The sequence below is a fragment of the Pseudomonas sp. MS15a(2019) genome, assembly GCF_013277805.1.
Lineage (GTDB): Bacteria > Pseudomonadota > Gammaproteobacteria > Pseudomonadales > Pseudomonadaceae > Chryseomonas > Chryseomonas benzopyrenica.
In genome coordinates this window covers 270639-287554 of the sequence record NZ_VBTN01000009.1, presented here as the reverse complement: position 1 = coordinate 287554, position 16916 = coordinate 270639, and the positions used below count along the sequence as shown (strand labels likewise).

Here is a 16916-nt window from a genome sequence, read left to right as displayed (position 1 = left end):
CAGCCGAACTGCGCCGGATGCCTCGCTATCGGCACCATCAGACTGACCTTTAACCCCTCCGGTCTCTCGGTAACGGTGGCCAACACGGCCTGGCCTGACGTTCTAGTCGCGTCCATAGAGGCGATCCAGCAGGCCGTTGGCCGCGAGGGCATCCTCCAGGTTGGCCAATTCTGGACGCGGTTGACCGAGCAGCTGATCGAATACCGCCTGGGCGCCCTGGGGAACACCGGGTGCGATCGCCTCGGCCAGCACCTGGCTCTCACCACTGGTCTCGTGCAGCAGCAGACGCCCAGCGGTGAGCTCCAGGGTGCCCGTGCTGCCATCCAGCCGGATGGCCAATCGCGGACCGCGCAGGGTGGCGCTGGCCCGCAGCTGGATCGGCAGGTGGCCGGCCCGGAGCAACGCCTCGCCGCCATGATCCAGTGGCCAGCGCGCATCGCGTTCCAGGCGGCAGTACTCGACCGTCAGGGATTCACCGGTCAGCCAGGCGCTGAAGTCCAGCAGGTGCACAGCCAGGTCGCCAAAGGCGCCATAGCCCATGCGCGTCTCGTCCAGATGCGCCGGCCAGCCGCTTAGCCAGCCCTCCAGCAGACCCGGGTGGCCAGCCGTGAGCGACAGGTGGGAAAGGGTGCCGATGGCGCCAGTGCGAGCCAGCTGGCGCAATTGCTGTAGGGCAGGGTCGGTACGCAAATAGAAGCCGCTGAAGCAGGAGCGCCCGGCGAGTTGCGCGGCCAGCGCCTTCGCGCGCGCAGCCGAGACGGCCAGGGGCTTTTCCACGAACAGATGGCGGGCGCGGGGGAGTAGCGCGGCCACCGCTGCTTCGTGATCCTCGATGGCCGTGGTGACGAAGGCCAAATCCACCTCGGGCAACTGGGCGAAATCGTCCAGCACCGGCAGGCCATGGGGCGCGGCGAGACGCCGGGCACGTGCAGGATCGCGTTCGCTGGCCACGGCCACTACCCGCACGCGCGGATCGGCCAGGCTGGTGTCCAGGTAGTCCTGAGCGTGGATCTGTTCGCAACCGACGATGGCGACGCTAAGCATGACGAGGGGTCCTCCAACGGAAACTGTTCCGTTATGGACCCCACATCGGCCGCTAAGCTTCCTGATCAGGCCGGCTGGTAGGCCTTGCCGAAGCGGTTGGCCAGGAAGGCGTCCATGTCCACCTGTTCCTGGGCAATGAAGCCGCGCTGCGGCAGCTTGCCTTCGCGGAACAGGTCCAGGGCGGTGCAGATGCCGGCGGCGGTGGTGATCTGGATGGCGCTGGTCAGGCGACCGTCGCGCTCGGCGGCAAAGATCTTGCGGCTGAACACCTCCTGCACCAGCTTGCCGCCGCGCATACCGCTGACGGTGACGAACACCAGCACCACGTCCTGCATGGTGGTGGGCACGGCACCGCGCAGGATGTTCTTGAGCTGCTCCTGGTCGCCGGCCAGGCGCAGGTCTTCCAGCAGGAACTTCATCAGGTCGCGGTGACCCGGATAGCGCACGGTCTTGTAGTCCAGGGTTTCCACCTGGCCCTGCAGGGTCTCGCAGAGGGTGCCCAGGCCGCCCGAGGTGTTGAAGGCTTCGTATTCCACGCCATCCAGGGAAAAATGCTCCAGGCCTTCCAGCGGCTGCACCAGTTGGAGCTCGCCGTTGCGCACGGCTTCGCAAGGGCGGCAGTACTCGTTGACCAGGCCGTCGACGCTCCAGGTCAGGTTGTACTTCAGGGCGTTGGTGGGAAATTCCGGCAGGGCGCCGACGCGCATCTTCACCTCGCGCACACTGTCGAAACGCTTGGCCAGGGAATGGGCGGCGATACCGATGAAGCCAGGCGCCAGACCGCACTGGGGCATGAAGGCATTGCTCGCGCCCTCGGCCAGCTGGCGGATGGTCTTGGTCGCCTTGACGTCTTCGGTCAGGTCGAAATAGTGAGTGTTGGTGGCCTTGGCCGCCTGGGCGACGGGAATCGCCAGGTGATAGGGCAGGGCGTTGAGTACTACGTCCTGATCGTCCAGGGCCGCGGCCAGGGCGCTGGCGTCGGACGTGTCCAGGGTGCGGGTCTGCACGCCCAGGGCCGCGATGGCCGCCAGGGCGCGTTCGTCACGATCCGCCACCGTCACCCGGTAGTCGCCACTGGCGTGCAGCAATTGCGAAATGGTGTAGCCGATGTGGCCGGCGCCGAGCAGGGTGACGTTCATGGCGGATCCTCCGTGGTTGAGGCTCCAGCTTAAAAAGCGGCGCTGCCAGATGTGAGCGTCAGAGCGTCGAAGTGTCGTCCCTTATTTGACGAAACGTCGAGTACCTTGACGATTCGACCAGGACCTTCTTTTCATCCGTCCTGTTGCTTATCGCTCTAGGCGAAAGGCTGTCGATCCCACCACAGGAATCCGGACACAGGTCTGCACCACTTGGCGACGCCTTCTATAAGCCAGTGGTCGGCCACGGTGGGTGGCCGCTTCAAGGAGGAAAGACCATGGTCGTGGACAATGCAGCGCGGGTGAACGCCTGCTATTGGGGGGTGTTGGGCCGTGCCCCGGACGCGGAAGGCTTCCGTTTCTGGGTCGCCAAACTGGACGAGGGCCTGGGCAATGAGCAACTCGTCCGCCTGTTCCTCAACGGCGCCGAGCGCCTGCAGGCGCAACCGGCCGAGGAGAGCGCCAGCGCCTTCATCGACGGCTGCTATGGCGACCTGCTCGGACGCAACGCCGATGCCGACGGCAAGGCCTTCTGGCTGGGCCGACTGGAGACCCTGGGCAGTACCCAGCAGGACGCCAGGGCAGCGGTCATCGTCGAGATGATCGATTATCTGAGCCGCCCGGATGGCCAGAGCGCCGACCAGCAGCTGTTCCAGACGCGGCTCGAACAATGGCAGCCGCTCACGCCGGGCCTGGCCCTGCACGAAGACACCGGGGTGTCGGCCACTGACGGCATCACCCGCAACGGCCAGGTGGACGTGACCCTGCCGGAAGGGGTGAAGGAGTGGCGTTACAGCCTGGATGGAGGGCAGAGCTGGACCGTGGCGAGCGCCGGCAGTGATACCTTGCAACTAGGCGCGGGCTACTACCAGGCAGGTCAGCTGCAGGTTAGTTATCTTGCTGGCGACGGTAACGGCCGAACCTTGACGAACGAAGCTCAATGGAAGGTCGACATCCAGGGAGCGGAACTCTATCTGTTCACCACCCGTGGCCCCACCACTGAGAACCTATTGCAGTTCCGCTTCTTCGACGATGGCGACATCGAGCAGTGGCGTAGTTCCAGCGATGGCGGTCAGACCTGGCAGCAGGGGGAGGGAAGCTGGCCCGCACCCAAGCTGGAGCCGGGCTTCTATGCGCAGGGCTCGATCCTGGTGGAGACCACCGATACCGCCGGCAATGTCGCGGTGACGGCCCTATCGCGTGACCTCGAGGTTCTGCCCGCCGACCTCACGCCGCCGCTGTTGATCGGTATCGATCAGCAGTCCTACTACAGCCCTGGTGCTGATGATCACATCAATCTGTTGTTTGATAGCTCCATCTATCGTGGGACACAGGGTCTCTACTCGGAAGTCTATCCGACGCCTGTGAAGGTGGACCCGACGCTATTGGAGAAGGCCTTCCTACTCGATGTCACCACAGGCACGAAGATTGGCTTCGAGCTCGCTACCACGGTGCGTCATCTGACCAACTTGGTAGACATCCGCTTGGCGACTGACCTAGAGCAAGGGCACCAGTACAGCGTCTATCTGCCGGAGGCTTTCGTCTACGACGCCTACAACAATCCCATCGACGAATTGACCCTGCTGGGCGCCAACAACACCTTCATCGCCGTCTGATCGGGCAGTCGGGGTCTCCTGCAGTGGCCCCTTCTACCCCGGTACCACCCGCAACAGCTGGCCGTCCTCGCCATCGGTCAGCAGCCACAGATTACCGTCCGGTCCGCTGCGCACGTCTCTCAAACGCTGGTCCAGCTCTTGGAACAAGAGCTCCTGCTCGCCAGGCACGCCGTTCACCAGCGGTATCCGCCGCACCGACTTCTCGCGCAGCGCCGCCACGAACAGACTGCCGCGCCAGGTGGGAAAGCCCTGGCCGTCGTACCAGGTCAGGCCGGCGGGAGCGATGGAGGGCGTCCACTCCAACAGCGGCGGGGTGATGCCCGGTAATTCACGAAAGGGCGTGATGCGCGCGCCGGTGTAGTCCACGCCGCCGGTGGTCAGCGGCCAGCCATAGTTGGCCCCGGCGCGGATCAGATTGAGTTCATCGCCGCCCTTGGAGCCGTGTTCGTGCTCGTACAGGGCCTGGCGCTCGGCCACCCACACCAGGCCCTGGGGATTGCGATGGCCGAGGCTGTAGATCTCCGGCAGGGCGCCGGGTCGCTTGAGGAAGGGGTTGTCCGCCGGCACCTGGCCGTCCCGAGTGATGCGCACGATCTTGCCCAGATGGGTATCCAGCCGCTGGGCGTCGGTGCGCTCGACGTTGCCGTCGCCCAGGGCGATGGCCAGGGTGCCGTCGCCGAGCAGGGCCATCCGCGCCCCGAAGTGCTGGCCGAACGCCTTGGCCGGCTGGCTGGTGAACAGCGGCTGGACGTCCTGCAGGCGTCCGCCGTTCAGCCGCGCGCGCACCACCCTGAGGTGATTGGCCTGGCGCGTGCCTGACGCATAGGAGAGATAGATCAGCTGATTACGGGCGAAATCTGGATCCGGCATGACCTCGAACAGACCAGCCTGGCCTTCGGTATAGAGCTCGGGCAGTCCGCTCACGGCCTCCGCCTGCAGGCTGAGCCGGCCCTGGCCATCCGGCACCAGCAGCCGCAAACGCCCGGCACCCTCGGTCAAGAGCGCCCGGCCATCGGGCAGAAAGGCGAGCGACCAAGGCCGCTCGAGTCCGGTCGCTACCGTCTCGATCCGGTAAGCGGGCGCCGCCGTGGCCAACGGGCTTCCCAGCACAACGGTTAGCAACACAAACCAGACCCCACGCCGGGAAGCTTTACGTGACGGCCGAGGTCTACCGCAGGCATCCGCTGTCGTTACCATCACTACCTCTCTTCGAGACTGATCGATCATGTCCAAACCGCTCTGGCGCGCCTTGTTCAGACCCCGCCCGCTGCTGGCGTTCGCCGCCGCCCTGTTGCTGGCCACCGCCTGGGGCAGCCTGGTGCAGACCCAGTACAACCTGGCCGCGCTGCAGGGCTTGGGGCAGTCGATAGACGCCGCCACCCGTTGGCAGACGTCGCTACAGGATCTGCTGGGCTTCGGACCCGTCTACGCCGCCATCGTGCTCGCCGCTTGGTTACCAGCCTTTGCCGCCGCCTTTTGGCTCGGCCGTCGCAAGGGCGCCTATCTAGTCTGCGTGGTGCCGCTAGCCACCAGTGTCAGCTTGATCGCCGCCATTCGCCTGATCGACGCCTTCGCCCCCATGCCGGTGCTCATCTACGCCACCCGTACCCTGGATGGCCTGCTGGCAATGGCCGTGGGCGGCCTGGTGGGAGGCTTGCTGTTCATCTGGCTGGCCCGACCAAAAGCCGACCGAGCAGGGGACCTGCGCTAGGGGCAAGCGCTCAGGACGACGTCAGCTTCATCAGCACCAGGCCGCTGACGATCAGCGCCGCGGCCAGGATGCGCAGCGGACTCGCCGCCTCGCCCAACAGCAGGATGCCGACCATGAAGGCGCCTACTGCGCCGATGCCGGTCCAGATGGTATAGGCGGTACCCAGTGGCAGGCTGCGCATGGAGATCGACAAAAGCGCCACGCTCGCTACCATGGCGACCCCGGTGATGATCGTCGGCGTGAGGCGGGTGAAGCCCGCGGATTGCTTCATGTAGAACGCCCAGACCACCTCGAGCAGTCCTGCACAAACCAGATAGAACCAAGCCAAAGACGGCCTCCTGTGAAACCGGGCCGTCCCGGAGCGCTGCCCACCGATCGCCGGGGTCGTCCCCTGGGCTGGAAGAGAAGGGCGGCAAAGGGTCCTTACCGCTTGATCGGCCCCGCTATCCTAGCCGTTCGAGCGGCGGTCTTTCGACCCGTCCTGGCTAGGCAGAGATCACTGCGCCGTACGTGGCTGGCAGATCTGCGCGGCGATCTCGTCGAATTCCCGATCGAAACTGGCCCGCTCAGCCGCGCTGAGAAAGCCTTGCTGCTGTACGAAGGCATCGGTCTGGCTGCGCACTGCGGCGATGCGCTCGCTGAAGGCTGTCGCCTGCTCCTGACTGATCCGCCGCGCCTTGCGCGCCGTGCTCACATCCGCCAGCAGCACATTGGCCCGCATCGAGACATGCGCCTGCCGCGGATCCGTGATCGATCCGCCCAGTTCTCCCGGCACGGCGCGTTGCTCTTGGAGATTGCAGCTCGGCAGGCCGAGGTCGTCCTGCCGAACCGGCTCTCGGGTACAGGCGCCCAGGGCGAGGGGCAGCAGCAACAGGGGAATCAGGGATTTCATCAAGGTCTCCTCGGGGTGGCCGTAGTGGAGACCTTGAGAGCTCAGAGCGGGCGCTTCGTTCAAGAAGGCCTCTGCGCCGGGCCTTGGCAAAGCCCTGAGACTAGTCGTCCAACCGCGCTTGTCGCTCCAGCGCCGCCAACTGCAGCCGAGCCCCGTCGGCCACCGGGCCTCTGCCCACCGCGCTGCTCTGGAGGAGCGACAGATTGAGGGAGTGCGCCGCTGCCTCTATCCCCGGACGAAGGGCATGGCCGGCCTGGGCCAGGGCGGTGTCTTCGGTCAAGAGCGGAGCGGCGAGAAAGAGGGTGACCGAGCTGGTCAGGAGGTATTTCATGAGGCGTCCTTGCGGGTGATCACCAGGGTATCGGCATCCGGCCGGCCTGTTGGAGCGGGTCTAGAGGTCAGAGCTTAGATCAGAATCGCCAGGGCGGTAGTGATAATGGTCAGAGAAATCACGCCGGCAATCTGGCGAAGGTCCTTTCACGAACGGTCTGTGCATCTTGGAAAGGCTCGAGCGACAGCCAGAAACAGCAAAGCCCGCGCGATGGCGGGCTTTGTTGAGGTTCACGCGACGGTGAACGGAAGATGGCGCACTCGGCGGGATTCGAACCCACGACCCCTGCCTTCGGAGTCCTAAAAGTCGACGTTTAGAAACAACACGTTAGCGGAATTTAGCTTATTGATCAACGAGTTAAGTTAGCTTGCGTTAGCTCGATTTCGCTGTGATTAGCGGGTTGAGTGTGGCAAATTTGTGGCATAACTTGCCAGCGGTTGTCTTTGAGACGTTTGACTCATCACAAGGAGTGTTTAGCGCCTCGCCAACTGAGGTTGATATGGGTTGCCACAGGGATCCAACATTTTCTAGCTCGCGGACTATCTGAGCGTAGCTACCCTATCCTGCGCGGAAACACGCTTTCCTGCCGCCCGGCCAGTGGTAGCGCTATGTAGCTAGATGGCATGAGTAGGGCCTAACCGTTTGATTCATCCAAGCTAAACTAGCGTTTTTGCTAGCGATTCTTGGAGCTCCAGCGTGAATACGGAAAACCATTCTCAGACGGCCACTTTTCTCTGGTCGATTGCCGACCTGCTACGCGGTGACTTCAAGCAGTCCCAGTACGGTCGCATCATCCTGCCGTTCACGCTGCTACGGCGGATGGAATGCGTGCTTGCGCCCACTAAGGATGAGGTCATCAAACAGACCTTCGCCCAGGAAGGCCGCCCGGATACCGTGCGTGAGATGTTCCTGCGCCGCGCTACTGGAGACTTGCAGTTCTTCAACGCCTCGCCGCTGACTCTCGGTACGCTGTCTGACACCCAGACCGCCGCCGACTTGATGAGCTACGTGCAGGCCTTTAGCAAAGACGCTCGCGAGATCTTCGAGCACTTCCACTTTGAAGATTTCGTTCAGCAGCTGGCTAGTGCCAACCTGCTGTACCAGGTGGTGCAGCGTTTCGCTGCCACTGATCTGAGCCCCGAGCGCATCAGCAACTTCGGCATGGGCATCATCTTCGAAGAGCTAATCCGCAAATTCGCGGAAAGCTCCAACGAAACCGCCGGGGAGCATTTTACCCCCCGCGATATCGTGCACCTCACCACCTCGCTGGTGATCACCGGGCAGGACGGCAAGCTCGCGCCCAACAGCATCGTCACCATCTACGATCCAACCGCCGGCACCGGTGGCTTTCTGTCTGAGGGCGACGAGTACATCCAGTCCATCAGCGACAAGGTCACCGTTTCTCTGCACGGCCAAGAACTCAACCCCGAGTCCTACGCCATCTGCAAAGCGGACATGCTGATCAAGGGCCAAGACGTCACCAGCATCAAGCTCGGCAACACCCTGTCCAATGACCAGCTTGCTGACAAGCGCTTCGACTTCATGCTGAGCAACCCGCCATTCGGCGTGGAGTGGAAGAAGGTTCAGAAGCAGATCACTGACGAATATACATCGAAGGGCTTCGATGGCCGCTTTGGCCCAGGCCTGCCCCGCGTGTCCGACGGCTCGCTGCTGTTCCTCTTACACTTGGTCAGCAAGATGCGTGATCCGCGCGATGGTGGTTCGCGCATCGGCATTATCCTGAACGGCTCGCCACTATTTACCGGCGGCGCGGGCTCTGGCGAGTCGGAAATTCGCCGCTACCTGCTGCAGAACGATCTCGTCGAAGCCATCGTCGCGCTGCCGACCGACATGTTCTACAACACCGGCATCGCCACCTATGTGTGGATACTCTCCAACCACAAAGCCACTGCGCGCCAGGGTAAGGTGCAGCTGATCGATGGCAGCCAGCAATTCGCCAAAATGCGTAAGTCGCTGGGCAGCAAGCGCCAGTACGTCACCGAAGATCAAATCAGCGAGCTGGTGCGCCTCTACGGCAGCTTCGAGCAAACCGCACAGAGCAAGATCTTCCCTATCGAAGCCTTTGGCTACCGGCGCATCACCGTCGAGCGCCCGCTGCGCCTCAATTTCCAGACCAGTGCTGAGCGCATCGCCAAAGTGCTGGAGGAAAAAGCCATACAAAAACTCGACAGTGCTGCTCAGCGGCAACTAATGGCCGCCCTGCAAACAATGGACGCCAGCGTGTTGCACCGCAACCGCGAGCAGTTCAGCAAACTTCTAAAAAAAGCCCTTACTGCACACAGTATCAGCCTCAGCACGCCGGAACTAAAAGCTCTGATGAGCGCCCTGAGCGAGCGCGACCCCGAGGCGGATATCTGCGTGACCAAGGGCCAGCCGGAAGCCGATGCTGGCCTGCGTGACAATGAGAACGTGCCTCTAGGCGAGTCGGTGTACGACTACTTCCAGCGCGAAGTCATCCCCCATGTGCCGGATGCCTGGATCGACGAAAGCAAGACCGATGCGCTGGACGGCGAAGTCGGTATTGTTGGCTTCGAGATTCCCTTTAATCGTCATTTCTATGTGTTCCAACCACCGCGTCCGTTGGCCGAGATCGATAGCGACTTGAAAGCCTGCACCGATCGGATCAAGCAGATGATTGAAGGGCTGTCGGCATGAAAAATTTGTCGGGAGCAGATCTGAGTAACCGCGCAGCCGTTGGCTCGCAGGGCGAGGGCATGGATAGCCCGAGTCCGTTTCCAGCGTATCCGGAGTACAAGGATTCGCGAGTTGAGTGGCTGGATACCCTTCCTGCCCATTGGGAAAAAGTAGCCCTCAAGTGGGTATCGAGGATTTTTGCTGGAGGCACCCCAGATAAAACAAAAACTCACTACTGGGAAAATGGGTCAATACCCTGGCTGAACTCAGGGGCAGTCAATCAAGTATTAATCTCTGAGCCGTCCGCCTTCATAACGACTGAAGCATTTAACTCGAGTAGTGCCAGATGGATTCCTTCTGGATCGTTGGTGATGGCTCTTGCAGGACAAGGCAAGACGAAAGGCATGGTTGCACAGCTAGCCATTAGAACCACTTGCAATCAATCGATGGCGGCTATAACCCCGGTAGGTAATGTAAAGCCAAGATACCTTTTCTGGTGGCTTTCAAATAACTACCAGAATATTCGAAACATGGCTGGCGGTGATCTTCGGGACGGTCTTAATCTTGAGCTTATAGGTGATATTCCAGCACTGATGCCAAGTGAGGAAGAACAAAACCAAATCGCCCGCTTCCTCGACCACGAAACCGCCCGCATTGACGCGCTGATCGAAGAACAGCAGCGCCTGATCGAACTACTCAAGGAAAAGCGCCAAGCCGTAATTTCCCACGCTGTCACCAAAGGCCTCGACCCGACAGTGCCCATGAAAGACTCCGGCGTGGAGTGGCTAGGCGAGGTGCCGGCGCATTGGGAGAGGAAGCGCCTTAAAAATATTTCGCCGTTTATCACTGTAGGGATAGTCGTTAATCCTAGTGACTACGTGGCAGAAGAAGGTCTGCCGTTCATATACGGTGGTGAGGTGAAGGAAGGACTTATTGAAGTTGATAAGGCTCGAAAAATTTCTTTGAAAGATAGTTTGAAAAATAGAAAGACTATGCTTGAGGCAGGTGACATTGTCACAATGCGTGTTGGATACCCAGGTTTGACAGCTGTCGTACCGCCTGAATGCGAAGGTGGGAACTGCGCTTCAGTTATGTTGGTTAAACGCGGAGGTTTCGATTCGAGATGGCTTTGCGCTGTAATGAATAGCCGTTTGGTTAGGCAGCAAGTGGAGGTTGTTCAGTATGGTGCGGCCCAGAAACAGTTCAACATCGCTGACGCAATAGAGTTTTGGATGTTTAGGCCGCCTTTGAGCGAGCAAGCAATAATTGCTGAGTTTGTCGAGGAGCAATCATCTGTCTTTGATGAGCTCGCGGCAGAGTCAGAAAACTCTATGGCGCTACTCCAAGAGCGCCGCTCCGCTCTAATATCCGCCGCCGTCACCGGAAAAATCGACGTGCGCGGTTGGCAGCCATCTATTGTAAATAGTACACAGTATCGCAAAGCCGTGGAAGCTTAATTTTAATCTAGGGATGAATTGATGAGCCATACCCTTAGTGCCAAAGAGCAGGCACTCTCCAAGGTCTTCTCGGATGATTACGTATTCACTATCCCAGGCTATCAGCGACCCTATGCTTGGGGCGAGGAACAGGCTCAGGAGCTGCTAGACGACCTACTTGGCGCTTTGCGCGATGCGCCCGAGAAGCTGGCCGATTCAATGCCGTATTTTCTCGGCAGCGTCGTCCTGATCAAGCGTGACGCCGTACCGGATGCGACAGTGGTAGACGGTCAGCAGCGGCTGACCACATTGACGCTGCTGTTATCGGCCATTCGGGCAACGGTTAAGGACTCAAGTGTTCAGGCTGGCATCACCAAGCGCATTTATGAGACAGGTGATGTGGTGGCAGCGGTTGAACCTCGCTATCGGCTATCGCTGCGTGAACGCGATCGAGAGTTTTTCCGTAAGTACGTACAGCACGAGAATGGCTTGGGTCAATTGGTGGAGGTAAACGCCACGCTCCACGATGCCCCTAATCGTATGCGTTCCAATGCTCGGCTCTTTCTGCGAGAGCTGAGTGCATTGGCCGAAGTCGAGTTGGTTCGACTCGTGCAATTCATTGTTACGCGCTGCTTTCTGGTGGTCGTCTCTACACCAGACCTCGACTCGGCGTATCGAATCTTCGGCGTATTGAATAGCCGAGGGCTCGACCTCAGCGCAACCGATATCCTGAAGGCAGAGATAATCGGCTCGCTGCCCGAAGCACTAAGGGACGCTTACACCAAGCGTTGGGAGGATGTTGAGGAGTCGTTGGGTCGGAGCAGTTTCAGTGAGCTATTCAGTCATATTCGGATGGTTTATCGCAAGGCTAAGCCGCAAGGGACTCTTCTCAAGGAGTTCCGCACCCACGTTACGCTTGCAGCCCAACCCAAGTTGTTCATGGAACAAGTATTGCTGCCTATGGCAGAGGCCTACGAGGCTATAACTGATGCGGAATACAGCAGCCCCAAGCTGGCAGGTGAGGTCAACAATCACCTGCGCTGGCTGAATCGCCTAGAGTTTAAGGACTGGGTGCCGCCCGCGTTGTCCTTCTATATTCGCCACCACAACGACCCTAAGGCCATGATGGCGTTCTTCAAGGATTTGGAACGGCTGGCTTATTCGATGCTGGTGCGTAAGGCTGGGGTCAACGCGCGTATTGAACGGTTCTCGAAACTGATCGAGGCGGTGGAAAAAGGTGACGATCTAGCGTTGCAGCAATCGCCACTCCAGTTGCGGCCAGCCGAGCAGAATGAAACCTATAACGCGCTCAACGGCCCGCTCTACGAGACACACTCATCGAAGGCCTTGGGGGTACTTTTGTTAAGGCTGGATGCTTTGCTCTCCGATGGAAGTGCAAGCTATCAACACGACATCGTAAGTGTGGAGCACGTTTTGCCGAGACAGCCGGCATCGGGCAGCAAGTGGAAGGAATGGGTACCAGAGCTGGAGCAGCACCAGCATTGGGTTCATCGATTGGGTAATCTAGCCCTTCTGAGCCGGAGGAAGAACAGCTCCGCCAGTAACTACGAATTTCCCAAGAAAAAGACGGCCTATTTCACTAAAGGTGGGGTTTCGTCGTTTGCGCTGACCACACAGGTGCTGCAGCACGACTGCTGGACGGCTGATGTCATCAAGGGGAGACAGGCTTCATTGTTGAGCAAGCTTGAGCAGGTCTGGCGTCTAGAAGGCCGTATCACCAGCGTTGAACAAGCGATGCAGCAAATTGCTTTGCAAACCCATGCTGAGGCGGAGGCGCTGTTCGAACTCAAACAGCCGAAAAGCGGGCTGGAGGCAAATGCCCGAGAATTGGGCAATGAGTTTGTAGTACTGAAGGGCTCGAAGGCACGCCCGGAGTGGATTGGTGTGCCGCATAACTACGCCTCGCTGCATGCTCAGCTGAGGGAGGAAGGATGTTTCCATTTTGATGACGCTGGTGAGCTTTTGGTATTCACCCGTGACGTGGCCTTCAAAAGCCCCAGCGCTGCATCTGCAGTCATCCTTGGCAGAGCCGACAACGGTCGAGCCAGTTGGCGATTACAGGGCACGACGATTGATTATGGAACGTGGCTAAACAGTCAGTCCGCTGAGAGGCCTGCTTCAGGTCGCAATGATGATTTAGCTGCTGAGGCAGTAATGGACGAAAGCCATTAAGGCTTCGGCAGAAAGGATTGAGCATGGCCGACAGTAAGGAATATCAATTCCAGCAGGACATCATTACCGCCATGACTGCTCAGGGCTGGCTCACCGGCCCGGGCAGTGGCTATGACCGGCGCACAGCGCTCTATACCGAGGACTTTCTCGGCTACTTCAAGGAAGCCTGGCCGGAGCGTTGGGGCAAGTTCGCCAAGGCCAACCCGAATAATCCGGATGATGTGCTGGTACAAAAGCTGGTGCGCGAGCTGGAGCAGAGCGGCACCTTGGATGTGCTGCGCCATGGCTTCAAGCTGCCGGCGGTGAAGGTCGAGATATGCAGCTTCCAGCCCGACCACGGCATGAACCCGGATACGCTCAAGCGCTACCAGTACAACCGCCTGCGCGTGGTGCCGGAGGTGTCCTACTCCCCCCACGCACGGGAAACCGGTGCGGGCGGGCAGAGCTACAACCCACGGTTGGATCTGGTGCTATTCGTCAACGGCATCCCAACAGCGACGCTGGAGCTAAAAAGCGAATTCAAGCAGTCGGTAGAAAATGCCAAGCGCCAGTACCGCTACGACCGCCCGGTAAAAGATCCGCTGACCCGCAAGCCCGAGCCGCTACTGACCTTTAAGCGCGGCGCGCTGGTGCATTTCGCCGTCGGCCAGAACGAGGTGGCAATGACCACCAAGCTGGACGGCAAGGACACCTTCTTCCTACCGTTCAACCTTGGCAGTTTGGAGGGCGGAGCAGGCAACCCGCCGCCGCCCGACGACAGTCAATACGCCACTGGCTATCTGTGGCAGCAGCTGTTCCAGCCGGATGCCTGGCTCAAGGTGCTTGGACGTTTCCTACACCTGGATAAGAAGACCAGCGAGGGTTTTGACGGTACGCTCACCACCAAAGAGACGATGATCTTCCCACGCTACCATCAGTGGAATGTGGTCAACCGGCTGATCGGAACCACCCACACTGAAGGACCGGGCAAGCGGTATCTGATTCAGCATAGCGCTGGCTCTGGTAAGTCCAACTCAATTGCCTGGACCGCCCACCAGCTTGCTTCCATGTACAACGACGACGGTCAGCGGCTATTCAGTTCGGTGATCGTGGTCACCGACCGAACGGTGCTGGATAGTCAGCTGCAGAACACCATCTACCAGTTTGAGCATGCGCAAGGTGTGGTGAGACCAATTACCCGTGACGTTGGCAACCAGAGCAAGTCTGAACAACTGGCGGAGGCGCTGGCTGAGCAGACGCGCATCATCATCGTCACAATCCAGACGTTCCCGGCGCTGTTCGACGCGCTAGAGAAGTATCCAAAGCTAGCCTCAGGGCGCTATGCGGTGATCGCTGACGAAGCGCATTCCTCTCAGACAGGCTCCTCGGCTAGCAAACTGAAACAGATCCTCGGCAGCGATGCGCTCGAAGCTGAAGAGATCAGCGCTGAAGACTTGCTCGACGCTGCCGTGCAGGCGCGCAAGCCAAACGAGCGCATCAGCTATTACGCCTTTACCGCCACGCCCAAGGCTAAGACCTTAGAGCTGTTTGGTCGCGTGCCTGACCCGACGCTCCCACCAAGCGCCAGCAATAAGCCCGAGGCGTTCCATCTGTATTCCATGCGTCAAGCCATTGAGGAAGGCTTCATTCTCGATGTGCTGCAGAACTACACCACTTACAGCACCGCCTGGAAGATCGCCCACCCCGATGGTGAAGACGATGAGGTGGATTCAAAGAAAGCGCGCATGAAGCTGGCACGCTGGGTGCGGCTGCATCCTTACAATATTGACAAGAAAGTCGAGATCATCGTCGAGCATTTTCGCGCCAACATCCTTCATCTGCTCAACGGCCAGGCCAAAGCAATGGTAGTCACCAGTAGTCGCCAAGAGGCGGTGCGCTACCAACTCGCAGTTAAAGAGTATGTACAGCGAATGGGGTATGCCGATGTGCATCCACTGGTGGCCTTCTCGGGTAGTGTGCTGCCTGATGACGTGATTCCAGAGGAGGTAACCGAGACTAGCAACCTGCTCAACGCTGGCCTAAATGGCCGCGACCTAGCCAAGGCCTTCGACACTCAAGATTTCAACGTCATGATCGCGGCCAACAAGTACCAGACTGGCTTTGATCAGCCCAAGCTGTGCGCCATGTACGTTGATAAGAAGCTACAGGGCGTGGACTGCGTACAGACGCTATCGCGCCTTAATCGAACCTTTCCCGCCAAGCAGACCTTCATCCTCGACTTTTTCAACGAGCCGCAGGACATTCTCGATGCTTTCTTGCCTTACTACACCAAGGCCGAGCTGAGCGATGTCACTGACCCGCAGATTATCTATGACCTGCAGAAAAGACTGGATGCTGAAGGGATCTATCACTGGCAAGAGGTCGAGGCGTTTGCCCTGGCGTTCTTCGACCCGAAAGCGGCCGCTAGCAAGCTCAGCTATTACTGTCAGCCGGCGAAGGAACGCTTTGCCAAGCGTTACGCCTTCAGCGTCGAGTCGCGCCAGCAAGCACTGGATTACAAGCGTACCGCTGAGGCCAATGGCGATAGCGCCGGTTTGAAGAAAGCTGAGCATGCTCTCAGGGAGGCCGGCGAGCAGGTGGATCAGCTCGACCTCTTCCGAAAGAACCTGCAAAGCTTTGTGCGCTTGTATGAATTCCTCTCTCAAATTGTCCCGTACGAAGACCGTGAGCTAGAGCAGCTTTGTGTCTTTGCTAAGCACCTGTATCCGTTGCTTCGAGTAGATCGGCTTGAGCGGGACGATGTAGATCTAGGCGAGCTGGAGTTGACCCACTATCGGCTAAGCAAACGTGCAGAACAGATGCTTCAGCTGAGTGCTGATAACGGTGAGTACAAGCTGCAACCAGCGAGTGAGGTAGGCAGCGGCAAGCCTCACGATCCAGAAAAGAAGCGCCTATCGGAGATCGTCAAGGCACTAAACGATATCTTCGGAGCTGAGGTGAGTGACGATGATCAACTGCACTTTTTAACCGGCATTGCAAAGCGAATTAGTCGGCAAGAAGATGTGATGGCTCAGGTTAACAATCACTCGACCGAGCAGGTTATGCATGGCCTTTTCCCCAAACGGGTATTGGACACGGTGCTGGACTCCATCACTGATCATGAAAAGCTCTCGTTGGAAGTTTTAGATAGTGAAACAAAGACGAGAGCGTTCGCATTGACGATTTTGAAAATGCTGAAAACGCTTGGAGCAAGCGCTCCTGATCAGAGCTTGTAGGAATAGACAGGGCTTTCTCGAGGCGACTTTAGTGGTTTGAGCTCTGCTAGGCCGCCTTGAAGCAGCTGCGAGGATTTCCTTCGTCTGCCGCATATGCTAGCCGCATCCTATTCCTGCTCATGGGGTTCGGTTTATTAATTAATTGAATCCTGATGTTAAGCCGTCAGTGCTGGTCGCACTCCGCCCACGCTTTTCCCAAATCATGTGGTTGAGCGCGTGATGATTCGGTAGTAGGAATAAACAGTCAGAAACAACAAAGCCCGCTCGATGGCGGGCTTTGTTGAGGTTCACGCGACGGCGAACGGAAGATGGCGCACTCGGCGGGATTCGAACCCACGACCCCTGCCTTCGGAGGGCAGTACTCTATCCAGCTGAGCTACGAGTGCAACGATTCGGTGACGCTGAATCGGTCGCCATCATACTCACCTTGCCCTCAACCGTCCATGCCCGGAAGCACGATGTTGTTGATTTTGAACGACTGTTTCGCGGGGCGTGGCAAGGGCTGCATAAACGAGGAGGAGGGCCGCGCGAAAACCGCTCCGGCGCTCTTGCGCGGGGGTTCAATATTCTCCTAGGATGCGTTCAATATTTCGAACGCCCAGGGCGGTTCGGATGTTGCTCGAGCGGGCGCTGAACGGTGGCCATGCCAGCGTTTTCAAGCCTGACCCTATCGCAGGCGCAGGGGTG

The 16916-nt window shown here is 59.2% G+C and carries 12 protein-coding genes and 1 tRNA gene; 6 read left to right on the top strand and 7 right to left on the bottom strand.

The window, feature by feature from the left end; all coding sequences use genetic code 11:
* Nucleotides 1-102: 102 nt before the first annotated feature.
* On the bottom strand, nt 103-1044 hold the full coding sequence (locus FEZ61_RS14055; protein WP_173149121.1) for a Gfo/Idh/MocA family oxidoreductase: 942 nt from the start codon (nt 1042-1044) through the stop codon (nt 103-105).
* A 65-nt stretch (nt 1045-1109) separates the two neighbouring features.
* Nucleotides 1110-2183, bottom strand: a complete 1074-nt coding sequence (locus tag FEZ61_RS14050; RefSeq protein WP_173149119.1) for a saccharopine dehydrogenase C-terminal domain-containing protein — start codon at nt 2181-2183, stop codon at nt 1110-1112.
* Nucleotides 2184-2458: 275 nt separating this feature from the next.
* On the opposite strand from FEZ61_RS14050, the gene FEZ61_RS14045 reads away from it, so the two are divergent.
* A complete protein-coding gene (locus FEZ61_RS14045; RefSeq protein WP_173149117.1) occupies nt 2459-3796 on the top strand; it encodes a DUF4214 domain-containing protein in 1338 nt (445 codons plus the stop codon).
* Between the two features lie 33 nt (nt 3797-3829).
* Here FEZ61_RS14045 and FEZ61_RS14040 read toward each other — a convergent pair whose 3' ends face one another.
* The gene (locus FEZ61_RS14040; protein ID WP_026083822.1) at nt 3830-4921 is read right to left on the bottom strand and encodes a PQQ-dependent sugar dehydrogenase; all 1092 of its coding nucleotides are present in this window, start codon (nt 4919-4921) and stop codon (nt 3830-3832) included.
* 100 nt (nt 4922-5021) lie between these two features.
* Here FEZ61_RS14040 and FEZ61_RS14035 point away from each other — a divergent pair, with 100 nt between their 5' ends.
* The gene (locus FEZ61_RS14035; protein ID WP_173149115.1) at nt 5022-5507 is read left to right on the top strand and encodes a hypothetical protein; all 486 of its coding nucleotides are present in this window, start codon (nt 5022-5024) and stop codon (nt 5505-5507) included.
* 10 nt (nt 5508-5517) lie between these two features.
* Here the strand turns inward: FEZ61_RS14035 and sugE are convergent, their stop codons facing one another.
* From sugE to FEZ61_RS14020, 3 genes are all read right to left on the bottom strand, one after another.
* Nucleotides 5518-5835 (bottom strand): quaternary ammonium compound efflux SMR transporter SugE, encoded by a 318-nt coding sequence (gene sugE / locus FEZ61_RS14030; RefSeq protein ID WP_017640894.1) that lies wholly within the window; start codon nt 5833-5835, stop codon nt 5518-5520.
* 168 nt (nt 5836-6003) lie between these two features.
* Nucleotides 6004-6399 (bottom strand): hypothetical protein, encoded by a 396-nt coding sequence (locus tag FEZ61_RS14025; RefSeq protein ID WP_017640893.1) that lies wholly within the window; start codon nt 6397-6399, stop codon nt 6004-6006.
* A gap of 100 nt (nt 6400-6499) precedes the next feature.
* Entirely contained in the window at nt 6500-6730 is a 231-nt protein-coding gene (locus FEZ61_RS14020) for a hypothetical protein (RefSeq protein WP_017640892.1), read from the bottom strand.
* A 696-nt stretch (nt 6731-7426) separates the two neighbouring features.
* Between FEZ61_RS14020 and FEZ61_RS14015 the strand changes: the two genes are divergently transcribed.
* From FEZ61_RS14015 to FEZ61_RS14000, 4 genes are read left to right on the top strand one after another with little or no spacing between them, the layout of a single operon-like run.
* The gene (locus tag FEZ61_RS14015) at nt 7427-9406 is read left to right on the top strand and encodes an N-6 DNA methylase (RefSeq protein ID WP_173149113.1); all 1980 of its coding nucleotides are present in this window, start codon (nt 7427-7429) and stop codon (nt 9404-9406) included.
* The gene (locus FEZ61_RS14010; protein ID WP_201973609.1) at nt 9403-10842 is read left to right on the top strand and encodes a restriction endonuclease subunit S; all 1440 of its coding nucleotides are present in this window, start codon (nt 9403-9405) and stop codon (nt 10840-10842) included. Before FEZ61_RS14015 ends, FEZ61_RS14010 begins: the two co-directional genes overlap by 4 nt.
* Before the next feature lie 21 nt (nt 10843-10863).
* On the top strand, nt 10864-13014 hold the full coding sequence (locus FEZ61_RS14005) for a DUF4357 domain-containing protein (RefSeq protein WP_173149111.1): 2151 nt from the start codon (nt 10864-10866) through the stop codon (nt 13012-13014).
* A 23-nt stretch (nt 13015-13037) separates the two neighbouring features.
* Entirely contained in the window at nt 13038-16229 is a 3192-nt protein-coding gene (locus FEZ61_RS14000) for a DEAD/DEAH box helicase family protein (RefSeq protein ID WP_173149109.1), read from the top strand.
* 309 nt (nt 16230-16538) lie between these two features.
* Here FEZ61_RS14000 and FEZ61_RS13995 read toward each other — a convergent pair.
* Nucleotides 16539-16615 (bottom strand) — tRNA-Arg (locus FEZ61_RS13995).
* Between the last annotated feature and the right edge of the window lie 301 nt (nt 16616-16916).